At 68.3% G+C, this 15,871-nt stretch carries 11 protein-coding genes; all 11 read right to left on the bottom strand.

Translation table 11 applies throughout. The annotated features are described in order from the left end of the window. Positions 1-5: 5 nt before the first annotated feature. Complete coding sequence (locus LGN19_RS03465; RefSeq protein ID WP_226213239.1) at positions 6-1,271, bottom strand: hypothetical protein; 1,266 nt, start codon at positions 1,269-1,271, stop codon at positions 6-8. Positions 1,272-1,286: 15 nt separating this feature from the next. Further along, positions 1,287-3,491 carry a type VI secretion system tip protein TssI/VgrG gene (gene tssI, locus LGN19_RS03460; RefSeq protein ID WP_226213238.1) on the bottom strand — a complete coding sequence of 735 codons (2,205 nt, stop codon included), beginning with the start codon at positions 3,489-3,491 and terminating at the stop codon, positions 1,287-1,289. Continuing rightward, positions 3,488-6,151, bottom strand: a complete 2,664-nt coding sequence (gene tssH / locus LGN19_RS03455; protein WP_226213237.1) for a type VI secretion system ATPase TssH — start codon at positions 6,149-6,151, stop codon at positions 3,488-3,490. The genes tssI and tssH overlap by 4 nt, the downstream gene beginning before the upstream one ends. Positions 6,152-6,163: 12 nt before the next feature. Then, on the bottom strand, positions 6,164-7,255 hold the full coding sequence (tssG, locus tag LGN19_RS03450; protein ID WP_226213236.1) for a type VI secretion system baseplate subunit TssG: 1,092 nt from the start codon (positions 7,253-7,255) through the stop codon (positions 6,164-6,166). Between the two features lie 8 nt (positions 7,256-7,263). Continuing rightward, positions 7,264-9,135 carry a type VI secretion system baseplate subunit TssF gene (tssF, locus tag LGN19_RS03445; RefSeq protein WP_226213235.1) on the bottom strand — a complete coding sequence of 624 codons (1,872 nt, stop codon included), beginning with the start codon at positions 9,133-9,135 and terminating at the stop codon, positions 7,264-7,266. Positions 9,136-9,139: 4 nt separating this feature from the next. After that, positions 9,140-9,688 carry a type VI secretion system baseplate subunit TssE gene (gene tssE / locus LGN19_RS03440; protein WP_226213234.1) on the bottom strand — a complete coding sequence of 183 codons (549 nt, stop codon included), beginning with the start codon at positions 9,686-9,688 and terminating at the stop codon, positions 9,140-9,142. A gap of 16 nt (positions 9,689-9,704) precedes the next feature. After that, on the bottom strand, positions 9,705-10,196 hold the full coding sequence (locus LGN19_RS03435; RefSeq protein WP_011355189.1) for an Hcp family type VI secretion system effector: 492 nt from the start codon (positions 10,194-10,196) through the stop codon (positions 9,705-9,707). Positions 10,197-10,255: 59 nt separating this feature from the next. After that, positions 10,256-11,764, bottom strand: a complete 1,509-nt coding sequence (gene tssC / locus LGN19_RS03430; protein WP_175001824.1) for a type VI secretion system contractile sheath large subunit — start codon at positions 11,762-11,764, stop codon at positions 10,256-10,258. Next, entirely contained in the window at positions 11,757-12,311 is a 555-nt protein-coding gene (gene tssB / locus LGN19_RS03425; RefSeq protein WP_226213233.1) for a type VI secretion system contractile sheath small subunit, read from the bottom strand. Before tssB ends, tssC begins: the two co-directional genes overlap by 8 nt. A gap of 73 nt (positions 12,312-12,384) precedes the next feature. Continuing rightward, positions 12,385-13,500 carry a type VI secretion system protein TssA gene (gene tssA / locus LGN19_RS03420; RefSeq protein WP_226213232.1) on the bottom strand — a complete coding sequence of 372 codons (1,116 nt, stop codon included), beginning with the start codon at positions 13,498-13,500 and terminating at the stop codon, positions 12,385-12,387. Beyond that, the gene (locus LGN19_RS03415; protein ID WP_226213231.1) at positions 13,487-15,844 is read right to left on the bottom strand and encodes a serine/threonine-protein kinase; all 2,358 of its coding nucleotides are present in this window, start codon (positions 15,842-15,844) and stop codon (positions 13,487-13,489) included. Before LGN19_RS03415 ends, tssA begins: the two co-directional genes overlap by 14 nt. Positions 15,845-15,871 lie beyond the last annotated feature (27 nt).

The raw sequence follows: 15,871 nt of genomic DNA, 5'->3' as shown, positions 1-15,871 counted from the left end.
CCCGTTCAGCACCCACCACGCAACGCAGCGACCTTCTCGCTCAACGCGTTGCGTCGTCGGTCCATCGCACCCAGTTGCGACACCATCCACTCGACAACCATCGGCAGATTGCTGTTCGCCCGCATCGGCTCGTCGATCATCAACCCCGCATCGAGCGCATTGAACCCGGCCTCCAGCGCATGTTCGCGCTCCCCTGCCCGCTCCCAGCACACCGCGCTCATCCGCCAGGCCTCGACCGTCATCAGCCCGTCCTTCGCCGCCGTAGTCGACGCCGCCGCACGCTCGTAGCAATAAGCCGAGTGTGCATAATCCCTGTGCGTCAGATGCACGCTCGCCTCGCCGAACAACCCGTTCGCAACGAGCTTGTGCCCTGCCGGATGCCCGGCTTCAACCGCGAGCATGCCGCTGCTGGCCGCGCTGCGATACGCATTGATCGCCTTCTCCCGATCACGCCATTTCAGATAGGCGGCCCCCGCAATCAGATGCACGACAACGCACTGATCGAACCACTGCTCACGCTCCGCGACCTTCAATGCGGCCGCTCGAAGTTCCTCCAGCCGAGAAGGATTGTTGCCTTCGATCATCTCGGTCAGCATCACGAAATGCCGTCGAAACTCCCCGCTCGGCCCGCGCTCGCCCGATTCCGCCAGTAACTCGCGAGGTACGCTCGCCATCGAATACTTGCCGTGCGCGACGTGAACCGCGGCGCGATGCCGTTGCATCAACGCAGCAAACGGTGCGATATCGATACGCGGCACGACGAAGCGCACACGCTCGGCAAGCTGCGGCGCGACCGCCACGATCGACAGCAAATCGTCCATCCATCGCACCCATGCCGCGTCATCCCGCACTTTCACAGGGTCCAGCACGAATACCATCGCCGGGAAAACGTCCGGATGGTGCTGCATCAGGCTGTCGGTCACCGCGAACAGGTAGAGCAAGGGATTCTTGCCGTCGTCGTACGGCGCCTGCCAGTCCGCACGTATGCCCTGCGCGTTGGATGCTTCCCGCCGGCGGTTGTAGAACGCAATGAGCTCGTCGGTCAGCGCCGTCGCATAACCCGCTTCATCGACGAACGACGCCCGCATCGTCCTGACCGCGCACGACGTTTCATCCTGAACCTGGAAATACAGCCGGACGAGCGCCGCATCCGTCTCGTCGGTCTGCCAGATCATCAAGCGCGCGTCCTGCTCTTTCGCGAAACTCATCCAGTCCGTGTGCGCATCCATGAACCTGCGCTCCACCGGATTGGTCGGCTGCCAGTTCTGCATTCGTGCGGACCTCCGTCACGGATTCAGTTTCAGGACGGCGCCTTCGACCGTGTGCTCGGCGGTCGCCGACGACGTCACCGTCTTGCCGTTCACACTGTGGGTGTTCGTACCGGTCGATGCGACATTGACGCCCTGGATCGTGATCGTGCCGTCGCTCTTCATCACGATGCTCGAATTCCCGCAGACGAGCGAAAGCTGGTCACCTGCGTTGACGGTCACCTGATGCTGCACATTCGTCGTATGGTTCGCGCCGACGTTGACGGTGTGTTCGCCGCCGACCGTGTGCGTATGCGCGTTCGCGATCGTTGAGGTCCGCGCGCCGATCTCCTCGGTATGCGCCGCCGCAACCAGCGTCTTCATGTCCTGCGACGTCGTCTGATACATCTGCCCGACGTTGAGCGTCTTGGCTTCGCCGATCGTCTCGGTCTTGCCCTTCGCGACCGTCTCGGTATGCCCGCCACCGATGGTCGCGTCGCGATTCGCGGCGATCGTCACGGTTTCGTTCTGCCCGACCGTCCGCGTCCGGTTGCCGACAACCCCATGCGTCTCGTTCGCCCCGATCTGCGCGACCCGGTTCTGCCCGATATTCACCGTCTCGTTCTGCCCCACGCTCCGTTGCCGGTTGTTCTTCACCTGCATCGTCTCGTCGTTCCCGACCGTATGCGTATGGTTGTTCCCGACGGAAAGCGTGTGATCGGCCTCTGTCTCCGCATCGAAATTCCTTTCCGCGTGCATCCAGAGTTGTTCGGCGCCCTTCTTGTCCTCGAACCGGAACGCATTGGCGTGGTCAGTCGTCCCGCCCGGCGACGAACGCGACAGCAAGCCGCTCTGCGTCGCGCTCCCCGGCAGCCCCCACGGCGGCATCTTCTCGCCGTTGTAAACCCGCCCGGTGACGATCGGCTCATCCGGATCGCCATTCAGAAAATCCACGACGACCTCGTCACCCACGCGCGGAATCTGCACGCCCCCGAATCCACCACCCGCCCAGGGACTCGACACCCGCACCCAGCACGACGAATCCTGGTTGCTCTGCCCGTACCGATCCCAGCGGAATTGCAGCTTCACGCGTCCATACTGGTCGGTCCAGATTTCCTCCCCCGGCGGCCCGACGACGGTCGCCGTCTGCGGCCCGTTGGTGCGCGGTCGCGGCGTGTCGCGCGGTGACCGGTAAGGCAGGCTCGACGGCTGCACGAGCATCATCGTCTGATGGACTACAGCCTCCGTGCCCTGATCGCTTGCATACGCGTTCTCCTGGAAGCGGTACTGGCACCGCACGATCAGGTACTCGCGGTTCTGGTCCGCACGCGGGCAATGCTCGAGCGTGAACAGATAACCGGGCGCGACACCGCGCACGTCGGTATCGGCGCTCGCCCGTTCATGTTCCGCCTGCTGCTCCTCGAGCCGAACGCGGCTGTAGTGCGCACCGGGGGCATCGTCGCGATAGCCGCCCGGCCACTCGAACGACGCGAAACTGTCGTGATCGTGACCACGCGGATCGACCTTCTGCGACGAAAGATCGGCACGCGGCTTCGTATAGTCGTAATCGGTGGTCTGGTGCCGGCCGACACTCACTTCCTGCGCGGGCAGCCAGCCGTCGATGTGCTCCTCGTCGGCGATCGCCGTACGGTCGCGCGCGATGTACGGAATCGTTTCGTAGCCGGGCAGCACGGTGTGCGACGACATCGCATCGCCCAGCATCAGCGTGTGCGTGTCCTCCGCATGCCGGAACCAGAAGTAGATCCCCTCGAACTCCATCAGCCGCGACACGAACGCGGCATCGGTTTCGTTGTACTGCACGCAATAGTCGCGCGGCACATACGTTTCGGCGAGGTGGTTCTCGATCGGAAACCCGTACGTCGACAGCACCTCCTGCACGATCTCGGGCACGGTCTTGTTCTGGAAGATCCGGCAATCGGAGCGGCGCGTCGCGAGCCACAGCCACGGACGCACGATCAGCTCATAGCCGTAGTACCGCTCGGCTCGCCGTCCGGCGAGCGATGCGCGCGCAACGATGCCGTTCAGGTAGCGCGTCGACAGGTCCTGCTGTTCGATCCGGACCGTCACGGGCTTGCCGAGCATGTCCTTCAGCGACAGGCTGTGACTGTCGGCGAGCGCCTCGATCCGGAATTCGAACAGGTGGCTGAGTTCGTCGCTGCCGTCGAGCGTATGGAATTTGAGGTCGTCGCCGTGCGGGCTGTCGAGTGTGAATACGCGATTCAAGTCGTTTCCTCCTCGTCGAACCGGTACGCGAATTCGCCGTCCGCGGCGCTCAGCTCGATTGACGACAGCGTGCGACCTTCGAGCGTGGCCTGCAGGATCGCGCGGCCGATGCGCGGCATCACGGTGTGCGTGAGGATCGCGTCGACCATCCGGCCGCCGGATTCGATCGTGCGGCAGCGCTCGACGACCAGCGCGGTCGCCGCGTCGGTGCAGCGCAGCCGGATGCCGTGGTGCGCGTCGATCCGTTGCTCGATCCGCCGCAACTGCAATGCGACGATCCGCGCGAGCGTCGCGTCGGTGAGCGGGTAGTACGGCACGACGGTCAACCGGCCGAGCAGCGCGGCGGGAAACACGTCCAGCAGTGGCGCGCGCAGCGCATCGGCGAGCGTCTGCGTGTCGGGCAGGCGCTCGGGATCGCGGCACAGCTGCATCACGCGATCGGCGCCGACGTTCGACGTCAGCAGGATCACCGTATGCCGGAAATCGATGTCGCGCCCTTCGCCGTCCTCCATCCAGCCCTTGTCGAATACCTGGAAGAAAATCTCGTGCACGTCGCGGTGCGCCTTCTCGATCTCGTCGAGCAGCACGACGCTGTACGGGCGGCGGCGCACTGCTTCGGTGAGCACCCCTCCCTGCCCGTAACCCACATAGCCGGGCGGAGCACCCTTCAGCGTCGATACGGTATGCGCCTCCTGGAACTCGCTCATGTTGATCGTGATCGCGTTGTGTTCGCCGCCATACAGCGTGTCGGCCAGCGCGAGCGCGGTCTCGGTCTTGCCGACGCCGGACGGGCCGCACAGCAGGAACACGCCATGCGGTTTCTTCGGGTCGTCCAGCTTCGCACGCGCGGTCTGGATGCGCTTGGCGATCAACTCGACCGCGTGCTTCTGGCCGACGACGCGTTCGCCGAGCGTATCGGCGAGTTTCAGCACGGCCTGCGTTTCGTCGCGCACCATCCGGCCGAGCGGAATGCCGGTCCAGTCGGCCACGACGGCGGCCACCGCATGCGTGTCGACGGCGGGCAGCACGAGCGGCGCGTCGCCCTGCAGGTCGGCCAGCGCCTGCTGTGCGGCCGAGAGACGGGTTTGTGCGGCGGTACGCGCGTCGGCGTCGAGCGCATGCGCGGGATCGTCGTCGAGCAGCAACGCGCGGGCATCGACGATCGCCGTCAACGCGTCGCGTTCGGTTTGCCAGCGCGTGTCGAGCCGGTCGAGTTCGGCCCGGGCGGCGGCAATGTCGTGCTCGATCGCATCGCGCCGGGCGGGATCGCCGGTGCCGAGCGCGCATTCGCGTCCGATCCGCTCCTGTTCGACGCGCAGGCTGTCGATGCGGCGGCGCGCATCTTCGATCGGCGCGGGCACCGCGTGCTGGCTGACGGCGACGCGCGCGCAGGCCGTATCGAGCAGGCTGATCGCCTTGTCTGGCAACTGGCGGGCCGGAATGTAACGGTGCGACAGCGTGACGGCCGCCTGCAGCGCGTCGTCGAGCACGAGCACGCGGTGGTGGGCCTCGAGCTTCCCGGCCAGGCCGCGCAGCATCGTCAGCGCGGCCGCCTCCTCCGGCTCGTGCACGTGCACGAGCTGGAAGCGCCTCGTGAGCGCCGGGTCCTTCTCGATGTACTGCTTGTACTCCGACCATGTGGTCGCGCCGATCGTGCGCAGCAGCCCACGGGCGAGCGCGGGTTTCAGCAGGTTCGCGGCGTCGCCGGTGCCGGCGGCCCCGCCCGCGCCGACGAGCGTGTGGACTTCATCGATGAACAGGATCGCGGGCCGCTCGGACGACATCGCCTCGTCGATCACGCCGCGCAGCCGGCTCTCGAACTCGCCCTTCACGCTCGCGCCGGCCTGCAGCAGCCCGATATCGAGCAGGTACAGCGCGACGTCGCGCAGTGACGGCGGCACGTCGCCGGCGGCGATCCGCAGCGCGAACCCTTCCGCGACGGCCGTCTTGCCGACGCCGGCCTCGCCGACCAGCAGCGGGTTGTTCTGCCGGCGCCGCAGCAGAATGTCGACGATCTGGCGAATCTCCGGATCGCGCCCGATCACTGGATCGATCTCGCCGGCCCGCGCGCGGGCAGTCAGGTCGACGGCGAAACGCGCAAGCGCAGAGCCGTCGGAGGCGGCGGCGGTCGCGCCGCGCGTCGCCATATCGCCGCCCGCCGCAGCCTGCCCGGCCGGTGGTGCCTCCGGCGAGCCTTCGACGATCGATCCGAGTTCGTCGGCGAGCACGTCCGGCACGACGCGCTCGAACTCACGTGTGATCGCCACCAGCACGTTGCGCAACTGTGGCGTCTTCAGGATCGCGAGCAGCAGCACCGCGCCGCGGATGCGCGTCGCGTCGTACTTCAGCGTCGCGTAGACCCATGCGCGTTCGACTGCATCATCGATATGCACGGACAGATCCGACACCGAGCCCGCGCCGCGCGGCAGCTTGTCGAGCGCGGCAACGAGCCCGCGGTCGATCGCGGCGTCATCGATCCCGAAGTGGCGCAGCACGCGCTGCAGGTCGCCGTCCGGCCGCTGCAGCATCTGCTTGAACCAGTGCGCAAGCTCGACGTATGGATTGCCGCGCAGACGGCAGAAGCCGGTCGCCTGCTCGAGCGTCTCGTACAGATACGGATTCAGTTTTCCGAACAGGTTGGCGCGGCCGATATCGGACATGACGGTTCCCGGTTAGGCGGTTTCGCGATGAAGGGGTGCACCGCCGCGCCGCACGTCGTAGCGGACGACGAGGTCACGCGCGGGGCCCGGTTCGAGCCGATGCCCGAGCCACGCGGTGCGGCCGATGCCCTGCGGCGCGCCGAGTGCGATCGCCGGCACCGCGTCGGCCGCGAGTTCGAGCTGCACGTCCCAGTCGAACTCGATGCCGACGTATTCGCGCACCCATTGCGCAAGCTGCCGGGCATGCGGGCCGCCCGGCAGGAAGCGGCGGTACGCGTCGAGCGACAATGGCCCGAGCACGATCCGGAAGCGCGACTGAGCATCGCGCACCGCGATGCCGAGCGCGACGGCGCCGACGCGCAACGTCGGCCGAGTCGCACGGATCGTGCAGCGCTGCGAGCGTTCGATCGCGACCCACTGCGGCACGTGCTCGACGATGCGGGCCTCGACACCGAAATGCCGGCGCAGGATCTGCACGAGCCCTTCCGGGTTGCGCGTGTGCCGCACGAGATGACCCGCGTGGAAATAGCGCGCATGCGGTGCGAGCGTGTCGGCGTCGGCGTGGGTGTCGGTTTTCACGGCGGGCTTGTCGCCATGTGCCGCCCGCCCGATCAGGCTCGCGACATAGCCGTCGAACCGTGCACGCTCCGGGCGATCGAGGCTCACCGTCGGCTGTGCATCGGCCCAGGCGCGGTAGAACAGCAGGATCAGCCGGTGATGAAACAGGTCGGCGAACGCGGCAAACGTCGGGTCGTCGTGCTGCGCCGCGCGTTCGTGCGCGTATTCGGTCAGGTGCGTCGGCAGCGGCCCGTTCGGCCCGAACAGCCCGAACCCGTGGATCGCGATGCGTGGCGGCATGCCGCTGCCCTCGTCGCTCACGCCGGCCAGCATCGACGCCGCGAACGCGAGCGACGGCTGCTGCCCGAGCCGCACCGGCTCGTCGCGCGGCCGCGTGGCATGGCCGAGCGGCGCGCGGCCGGGCGACAGCGCATCGAGCCAGCGCAGCGCCTGGAACAGGTCGTAACCGTGCGGCGCGGCACGCAGGCGTGCCCACCACGCGTCGCGGCGTGCGGCTTCGGCGGCGGGCCCGGCACCCGGTGACATGTCGCGCTTCATATCGCGGGCCGCCTGCCGATGCGCGCCGGCCAGTGTGCAAGTGTGCCGCGCTGCGCGCTGGTCAGCACGCATTCGGCGAACGCGTTGATCGACACGTGGCGCGCGAAGAACTGTTCGAGCACCGCGCCGAGCAGAAACGGACTGTCGCCGGAGAACGCATGGTCGTCGACGGTCACGTCGACCTGCACGCCGCGCCCGAACATCAGCGGGCCGGACGCCGGCAGCCGGCGGAACACCGGCGAGAACGCCACGCGCAGCACGCCGTCGATCTGCCGGCGCATCGCGGCATCGGCCGGGTCAGCATGCAGGCCGAGCAGTTCGCGCAGCGCATGCGCGCCCTCTTCGTCGTCGAGATCGGTCAGCGTGTGGCGCGCCAGCCCGAGATGGCGGATCAGCCGCCACGCGGTTTGCGCATCGGCGATCGGCGGGCGCGGGCGCGACGGGCCGCGGATCGCGACGATGCTTTCGACCGGGGCCGACACGCGCAACGTGAACGTGTTCGCGTCGCCGGGTGGCTGCAGCAGCACGAGATCGCGGTTCGTGCACAGCGTGTCGGCCGCCAGGTAGCGGATCGTCTCGTCGTACGGCGCGCACTGGCTGTCGACGAGCGACACGTAGGTCTCGCTGCCCACATAGCCGGTGCGCGTGCCGTTCGCGCGCGCCTGCGCGGAGACGAGCCGCGGTTCGCGCCGCACCGTGTAGTACGCGCCGTGATTGCCGTCGTCGCTCGCGAACGACGCATGAAACGGCCGGAATTCGCGCGACTGGCCGTCCTCCCGCTGCTCGCTCGCGAGCCGTTGCACCGCATAGACTTCGTAGTCGAGCGGACGGCTGCGATCGACGACCACGTGGTGCTCACGCACGCCCGGCTGCAGTGGAATGCGATCGGCACGGCGCGCGAACAGGTTCACGGCCGGCGTGCAGTTCAGCGCGAGGTGTTTCGCGCTGACGGCTGCTTCGAGTGCAGCGTCATGACGATCGAACAGCACGGTCAATTCGAACTCGTCGCCGGTTGCGCGCGCAAGCGCGGCGCGCAGCCCGCCGATGCTGAAGAACAGGAAGCGCGCCGGAAACGCGAAATACTCGCGCAACAGCCGGTAGCCGTGGAAGCTGCGGCCGTCGTCGGGCAGGATCGCCTGTGCGGGATCGAAGCCCTCGTGGACGATCTCGTCGGCGTCGAGCGTATGCAACCAGCGCGGCGGCTGCGCCGGATCGTGGCACACGACGCCGAGCGCATGCGCGGCGATCAGTTCGAGCAGGTGCAGCGCATCGCGCTCGGGGCCCGCGAGATGGAACGTCAGCCGGTCGAGCGGCAACTGGGAGAGCTTGGCGCCGCCGCGCGCCTTCAGCCGGATGCGCAGTGCGCCGCGCACGTCCTGCCGCGCGGCGAAGGCGCCGCGCGGCAGCCACGACGGCGCGCCGGTGACGGTCGCATCGGTCAGCTCGAGCGGCCACAGCGTCAGGTCGTGCGCGGTGCGGAATTCGCAGGCGGTCTGCTCGGACGCGGCCGGACGCGCGCGCAGCGCGGTGCCGGCCGGCAGCCGCCAGCCTTGCGCGAGGCTGCCTTCGTTCAGCAGCGGCGCGAACCGCACGATCGCCATCGACGGCAGCGGCGCGATATAGCCGGGATACACGGCATCCAGGAGCGCCTGCGTGAAGCGCGGAAACTCGGCGTCCATCTTGAGCTGCACGCGCGCGGTGAGGAAGCTGAAGCCTTCGAGCAGCCGCTCGACGTACGGGTCGGGCGGCCCCGATTCATTGAGCCGCAACCGCGCGGCGACCTTCGGGAACTGCTGCGCGAATTCGCCGCCGAGCTCGCGCAGGTACGCGAGTTCACGGTTGTAGTAGTCGAGCAGGCGCGTATCCATCGCGTCAGGCCCCCGCCACGGATTGCAGCGACATCGCGCCCGTCTCGAGATCGAGGTCGGAGCGCAGCACGAATTCGAGCGGGTGCGGGATCGACCACAGCGTGCCGCGAATCTCGAACAGCAGCACGTTGTGGCGCCGCTCGCCGGCGCGGCCGCCAGCCGCATCGATCACGCTGCGGACGTCGACGCTGTCGGGCGCGATGCGCGGCTCGAAGCGGATGATCGCGTCGCGGATCGACGCCTCGACCGACATCCGCTCGACGCCCGACATCGGCTTGCCGACGAGCGGCCGCATCCCGTAGTTGAGCACCGACGCCTGCGCGTGCGCGAACGCCGACCAGTCGACGAAGCCGTCCTCGGCGTTGCGCGTGTTGAGCAGCCACGCGAGATCGCGCAGCACGGCCGCGCGCAGGCGTTCGGTGCCGATCCACTGCGCGCCGGGCGCTTCGGTCGCGCGCTGCGGCGTGTCGTCGGTGAGCCGGTCGAGCAGCGCGGGCTGGAGCCGGTCGCGCAGGCTGCCCTCCCGGCCGTCGCGGGTTCGCGGGTCGTCCATGGTCATCTCCGCGCCGTCACATCTCGGTGTTTTCCTTGATGTTCCAGCCGACGGTCACTTCCGCGCCCTTGCCGCCGTTGTCGTTCTGCTGCCAGTACTGCTTCTTCACCTTCGCGGCCTGGAAGCCGTAGTGCATCATCAGCCGGTCGGCGACGTCGCCCGGATCGATGCCCGCGACCTGCGCGGACGTGACGAGCACCTCCTGCAGCGTCACGCGCATGAACTCGACCTGCGTGCCGCCCGTCTTGCACGCGGAGATCTCGACCGTCGAAAGGTGCTTGCCGTTCGCGCAGTTCTTGATGATCGCGGGCGCGCCCTTGTCCATGTACGCGGCGACGACGAGATCGTTGAAGCTCGCCTTGCCCGCGTTGCCGCCGCTGCCGCTCGCCATCGCGCCCGGCTGGCTCGCCCCCCACGTGAACGACTGGATGTCGGTCCAGCCCTTGTGCTGCGCGTCCGCCGATTCGCCGGTCACGCCGTCCACCTTCATAAACATTGCCACGCCCATTGCCGTCTCCGTTTCAGTGCGATGTCAGGATGAATGCCGATCGTTGCCTGCTGCGCCGCTCACTCGTTGGCCGCCTTCGCGGTCGGCAACCGCGAGATGAGCCGCAGCGACACGGTGAGCCCTTCGAGCTGGTAGTGCGGCCGCAGGAAGAATTTCGACGTGTAGTAGCCGGGGTTGTCCTCGACTTCGTCGACGACCACCTGCGCGGCCGCGAGCGGCTTGCGCGCCTTGGTTTCCTGCGACGAGTTGATGGGGTCGCCGTCGACGTAGTTCATGATCCAGTCGTTCAGCCAGCGCTCCATGTCGTCGCGTTCGCGGAACGAGCCGATCTTGTCGCGCACGATGCACTTCAGGTAATGCGCGAAGCGGCAGCACGCGAACAGGTACGGCAGGCGGCCGGACAGCCGCGCGTTCGCGGTCGCGTCGGGATCGTGGTACTCGGCCGGCTGGTACAGCGACTGCGCGCCGATGAACGCCGCGAAATCCGAATTCTTCCGGTGCACGAACGGCATGAAACCGTTCTTCGCGAGCTCGGCCTCGCGACGGTCGCTGATCGCGATCTCGGTCGGGCATTTCTGGTCGACGCCGCCGTCGTCGGTCGGGAACGTGTGGCTCGGCAGCCCTTCGACCGCCCCGCCTGATTCGACGCCCCGGATCGACGAACACCATCCGAACTGCTTGAACGAGCGGTTGATGTTCGCGGCCATCGCGTATGCCGAGTTCGCCCACGTGTAGCGGTCGTGGTTCGCGGCGTCGGTGTCTTCCTCGAAGTCGAATTCGTCGACCGGGTTGGTGCGCGCGCCGTACGGCAGCCGCGCAAGAAAACGCGGCATCGCGAGGCCGATGTAGCGCGAATCCTCCGACTGCCGCAGGCTGCGCCACGCCGCGTATTCGGTGTTCTGGAAGATCTTCGTCAGGTCGCGCGGGTTCGACAGCTCCTGCCACGAATCCATCTGCATCAGCTCCGGCGACGCGCCGGCGATGAACGGCGCGTGCGCGGCCGCCGCGATCTTCGACAGCTCGCCGAGCATCTCGACGTCCGGCGGGCTGTGATTGAAATGGAAATCGCCGACCAGGCAGCCGAACGGCTCGCCGCCGAACTGCCCGTATTCCTCTTCGTAGATCTTGCGGAACAGCGGGCTCTGGTCCCACGCGACGCCCTTGTAGCGCTTCAGCATCCGCGCGACCTCGTTGCGCGACGCCGGCAGCGCCTTGATCTTCAGCAGCTCGTCGGTCTCGGTGTGCGTGACGAGGTAATGCAGCCCGCGCCACGCGCCTTCGAGCGTCTGGAATTCGTTGTGATGCAGGATCTGGTTGATCTGCTCGGACAGCTTGCGGTCGATCTCCGCAATGATCTGCTTCACGCTGCCGTACGCATCGGTCGTCATGCCGACCGTATGTTCGAGCGCCTGCTGCGCGAGCGTGCGCACCGCGCGCTCGACCGACTCGCGCGCCTCGGCCGTCTTCGGCTTGAACTCCTTCTGCAGCAGCGCGGCGAATTCGTCGTGCGCGACGGCCGGTTGCGCGGCCTCGCGCGCGTCGACGCGGGATTGGACGGGATCATTCATCGCGGGCCTCCGGTTGGGTTGCGTCGCCGCGCTGTGCGGGGGCATGCGGTTCGCGCACGAGCGTCTTCAGCAAGTCGGGATCGTTGATCGCGCGCTCGATCAGCTGTTCGGCGCCGTGCTTGCCGTCCATGTACGACAGTAGGTTCGACAGCTCGGTGCGCGCCTCCAGCAGCCGGCGCAGCGCGTCGACGTTGCGCGCGATCGCGGCCGGCGAGAAATCGTCGATCTGCTCGAACGTCATGTCGACGTTGAGCACCCCTTCGCCCGTCAGCGTGTTCGGCACCTGGAACGCGACGCGCGGCGCGACCGACTTCATCCGCTCGTCGAAGTTGTCGACGTCGATTTCGAGGAACTTGCGTTCCGGCAAGTCCGGCAACGGCTCGGCACGTTTGCCCGCCAGGTCCGAAATCACGCCCATCACGAACGGCAACTGCACCTTGCGTTCGGCGCCGTAGGTTTCGACGTCGTACTCGATCTGCACGCGCGGCGCCCGATTGCGCGCGATGAACTTCTGTCCGCTGCCCGCCGCCTTGGTTCTGTCCGTCATCGTCCACTCCTTCACATCGATCAGGTTGCGCAGTCCGTCGGCGTCGCCCGCATGGCGGCGCCGTTCGTTCGTTTCATTCGCTCCGCTCGCCGCTCAGCAAGTCCAGCTTCGGCAGGCTCTCCGGCGCGAGATCGCGGATGATTTCGTAGAAGTCGAGCGCGAGCAGCCGCTGCGCACGCCGCAGCAGCAGCGGCGCCGGATGGCTCGGCTCGTGCTGCTCGAAATAACGGCACATCTTGTCGAGACCGAGGCGCACGTCGTCGCGGCTCGTGACTTCGGCGTCGCGCCATGCGTGGGCGTTCGGCATCGCCGTTGACGCGATAGCTGTCGTGCCGTTCTGCGATGCGTCGTCGGGCGCGGCCTGGTGTATGTCGCGCGACACCGGTTGCGGTTCGGGTAGCGGCACTTCGCGCACGATCCGCTGCAGCGTCTTCTCCGCATCGCCTTCGTCGGGTGCCCATTCGCGGCCCAGCTTGTCCGTCACGCACACGCGGATCACCTCCAGCGCGTGCAGTGCCGCGCGCGCCGCGTCGAGCGGCGTCGTGCCGTCGCTGCGCGCGGCCGACAGCGCAGCCAGCAGGCTTTCGCGGCTGCCCGCCACGGGGCTGCCGGTGTCGTCGCGGCCGTCCAGCAGCCTTTCGGCGTCGCGCACGCTCGGCCCGCCGCCGAACAGCGGCTGGCGGCGCGCCGCGCGCGCGCAGTCGTGCGCGCCGGCCACCTCGGCGAGCGCGTTCATCCGCAGTGCCGGGTCCGGTTCGCCGTCCGCGTCGAGCCGCGGATGCAGGTCGTCCCAGCGGCGCTCGAGCAGGTTCGCGACGAGCGCGAGCGCGTCCGCATAGCCGGGAATGCCATGCTGTTCGGTCCAGCTTCGTGCGAGACAGGCGATGACGCGCAGGTCTTTCGTGCGCGCGGACAGCGCCAGTGCGAGCCGCTCGACCGCGCGCCAGTCGGGCGCTTCGGCCGGGATCACGGTGTCGCCGTATTGCTGCTCGGCACGCGGCGTCGCGCGCTCCTGAAGTTGCAGGAACTCGGCGTCGTATTCGAGGTTCGCGCCGCACGGCGTATCGGGCGCGACCTCCGCGAGCAACTGGCCGATCAGGTCGGCGCGCGGGCTCGCCGGCAGGCCGGACGGCACCGTGGAATATGCGGCGGCGGCCAGCGCCGCCTGGCTGACGTCATTCGAATGCATAGTCGATGTTGACCGGTTTGCTGCCGAAGTCGATCGCTACGGTGCGGTGCAACGGCGGCAGCGAGCCGTTGCGGATCTCGATCACGTAGACGCCGGGTGTCAGCGATACGGAGCGCAGCGGCGGGCTGGCGCCGCGCCGCGCGCCGTTCACGTAGATGTCGCCCCACGGCCGCACGTTGAAACGTACCTGCACGGTTTCCTGCGCCTTCTGCGGACGCGGTTGTTGCTCGGCAGGCAGCACGTTGACGGCGGCGATGGCCGTGTCGGCTTCCGGCGGAGGCTTCGGCGCCGGGGCGGGCCTGGCCGTCGGCGCGGCGGCCGCTTCCGACGGCGGCACGTTGACGACGCGCTCCGATGCGTCGAGGCTGCCGGCGGGCGCGATGGCCGACCCGGAGCCGGCCGGGGCCGGAGTCGGATTCGTCACGGTGGTCGCAACCTGCGGCGCGGGTGCGGCGGCTTCAACAGATGGCGTGCTGGCAGGCTCGGCGGCAACCGGTGGCGGCGGAACTTGCGCGGACGATCCGGCCGGCAGGCTGGACGGCGGCACGACCGTCGGTGTCGGCCCCTGCTGGGCCAGTGTGGCAGCCGGCGTGCTCGCGGGCGGTGACGTGCCGGCCTGCGGCTGGCTTGCGGCCGGCGCGGGCTCGTCGGCGATGCGGGCGGGACGCGACAGATACGTCGCCGCGAGGCCGACCGCGATCAGCGCGACGAGCGCGCTGCCGACGTAGACGGGCAGCCGGCGGTTGCGCGACCGCGCGGCGGCCTGGCCGTGTTGCCCGCCGGTCGGCACGGATGCGCCGCCCGAGGGCGAAGCCGATGCGGCGGCATACGGTGCGGTCGTACCGGCGGTACCGGCAGCTGAAGAGGCGTTCCCATTCCCGGAACCTGCTGCACCACGCGCACCGATGCCTGTGTCGGTGCTTGTGGATCGCGTACCGGCTTCGCCCGGTGCGTCAGCTCTTGCCGCGGGCGATTCTTTCGCGCGTTCGACGTGTGCGTGCGGTGCGCTGGATTCAACGGGTTTTTCAGCCGGTTTCCCAGTCGGCTGAGACGCATGCGATGCGGACGCTGCGAGCGTGCCCGCAGCCGCGATCGCGGCACCTTGCGCGACCGCTTCGGAGGTCGAACGCGCATCGTCGGCCTGCGGCTTGGCGCCTGACACGCCATGCGATGCGGATGCCGTGTCCGCGGGCGAAGACACATGATCCGCACCAGCGGACGACGACGGCCGCTCCTCCGGCGCAGCGTTACCCGAAGCGGTCCCGCCCGCGCCGATCGAAGCCCCGGCGACAACCGACGCCGTGCCGGACGCAGCAGAAGCCTCCCCCGTCCCTTCCCCGCTCCTGCCCGCCTCACTCACCGGCGGCACGACCGCCGCGCCATACCCGCCACCCGCCCCGAAGTCCCGCAACCCGAGCTCCGCCGCGAACGCCGCGACCGATTCCGGCCGAGCCGGAATCCGCAACTGCAGCGCATGATCGACGGCCGCGAGAAACGCCGGGCTGTACACCTCGCCGGCCGGCAGTTCGCGCGATGCGAGCGGCCGGTACGTGTCCTTGATGCTGCGCACGACGGCCGCGGGCGGCAATTCGCCGGTGATCATCGCGTGCATCACCGCGCCGAGCGCATACAGATCGGTCCACGGCCCCTGGCTGAACGCCGGATCGTCGGTGTACTGCTCGATCGGCGCGTAGCCGGGCTTGATCATCATCGCGCCGTCGTCGACCAGGTCGCCGATCCGTTTGCGCGCCGCACCGAAGTCGAGCAGGATCGCGCTGCCGTTCGGGCGGATCAGCACGTTGTCGAGCGCGACGTCGCGATGGAAGCATTGCGCGCGATGCAGCGTGTCGAGCGCGCCGAGCAGCGCGCCGACGATGTTGCGCAACTGCGTCTCGCTGATCCGCATCCCGCCGTCGAGCAGCTGCTTGAGCGTGCGCCCTTCGTAGAACGGCATCACCATGTACGCGGTGCCGTGGCTTTCCCAGAAATGCAGGACCTTGACGAGCCCCGGATGGTCGAATTGCGCGAGCAGGCGCGCCTCGTTCAGGAACGCGCCGCGCCCGGCGTCGAACGCCTGCGCGAACCGCTCGGAGCGTAGCGACACCGTATAGTCGCCGCCGCGCGTGGCCAGCATCGACGGCATGTACTCCTTGATCGCGACCGCGCGCCGCAACGTGCGGTCGAATGCACGATAGACGATCCCGAAGCCGCCGATGCCCAGCACTTCGTCGAGCTGCAGTTCGCCCAGGCGATGGCCGAGCGGCAGCGGCCGCACCGTGAATTCGGATGCGTCGCCGCGTGTCGCCGTGTCGTGCTCGTTGTCTCTCGATCCAGCGTCCTTCATCTCCACCACCTCTCGAAACCGCGTCCT

This window comes from Burkholderia sp. AU30198 (assembly GCF_020419825.1).
Taxonomy (GTDB): domain Bacteria; phylum Pseudomonadota; class Gammaproteobacteria; order Burkholderiales; family Burkholderiaceae; genus Burkholderia.
The sequence above is the reverse complement of the archived record's forward strand: the minus strand, read 5'-3'. Positions and strand labels throughout refer to the sequence as shown.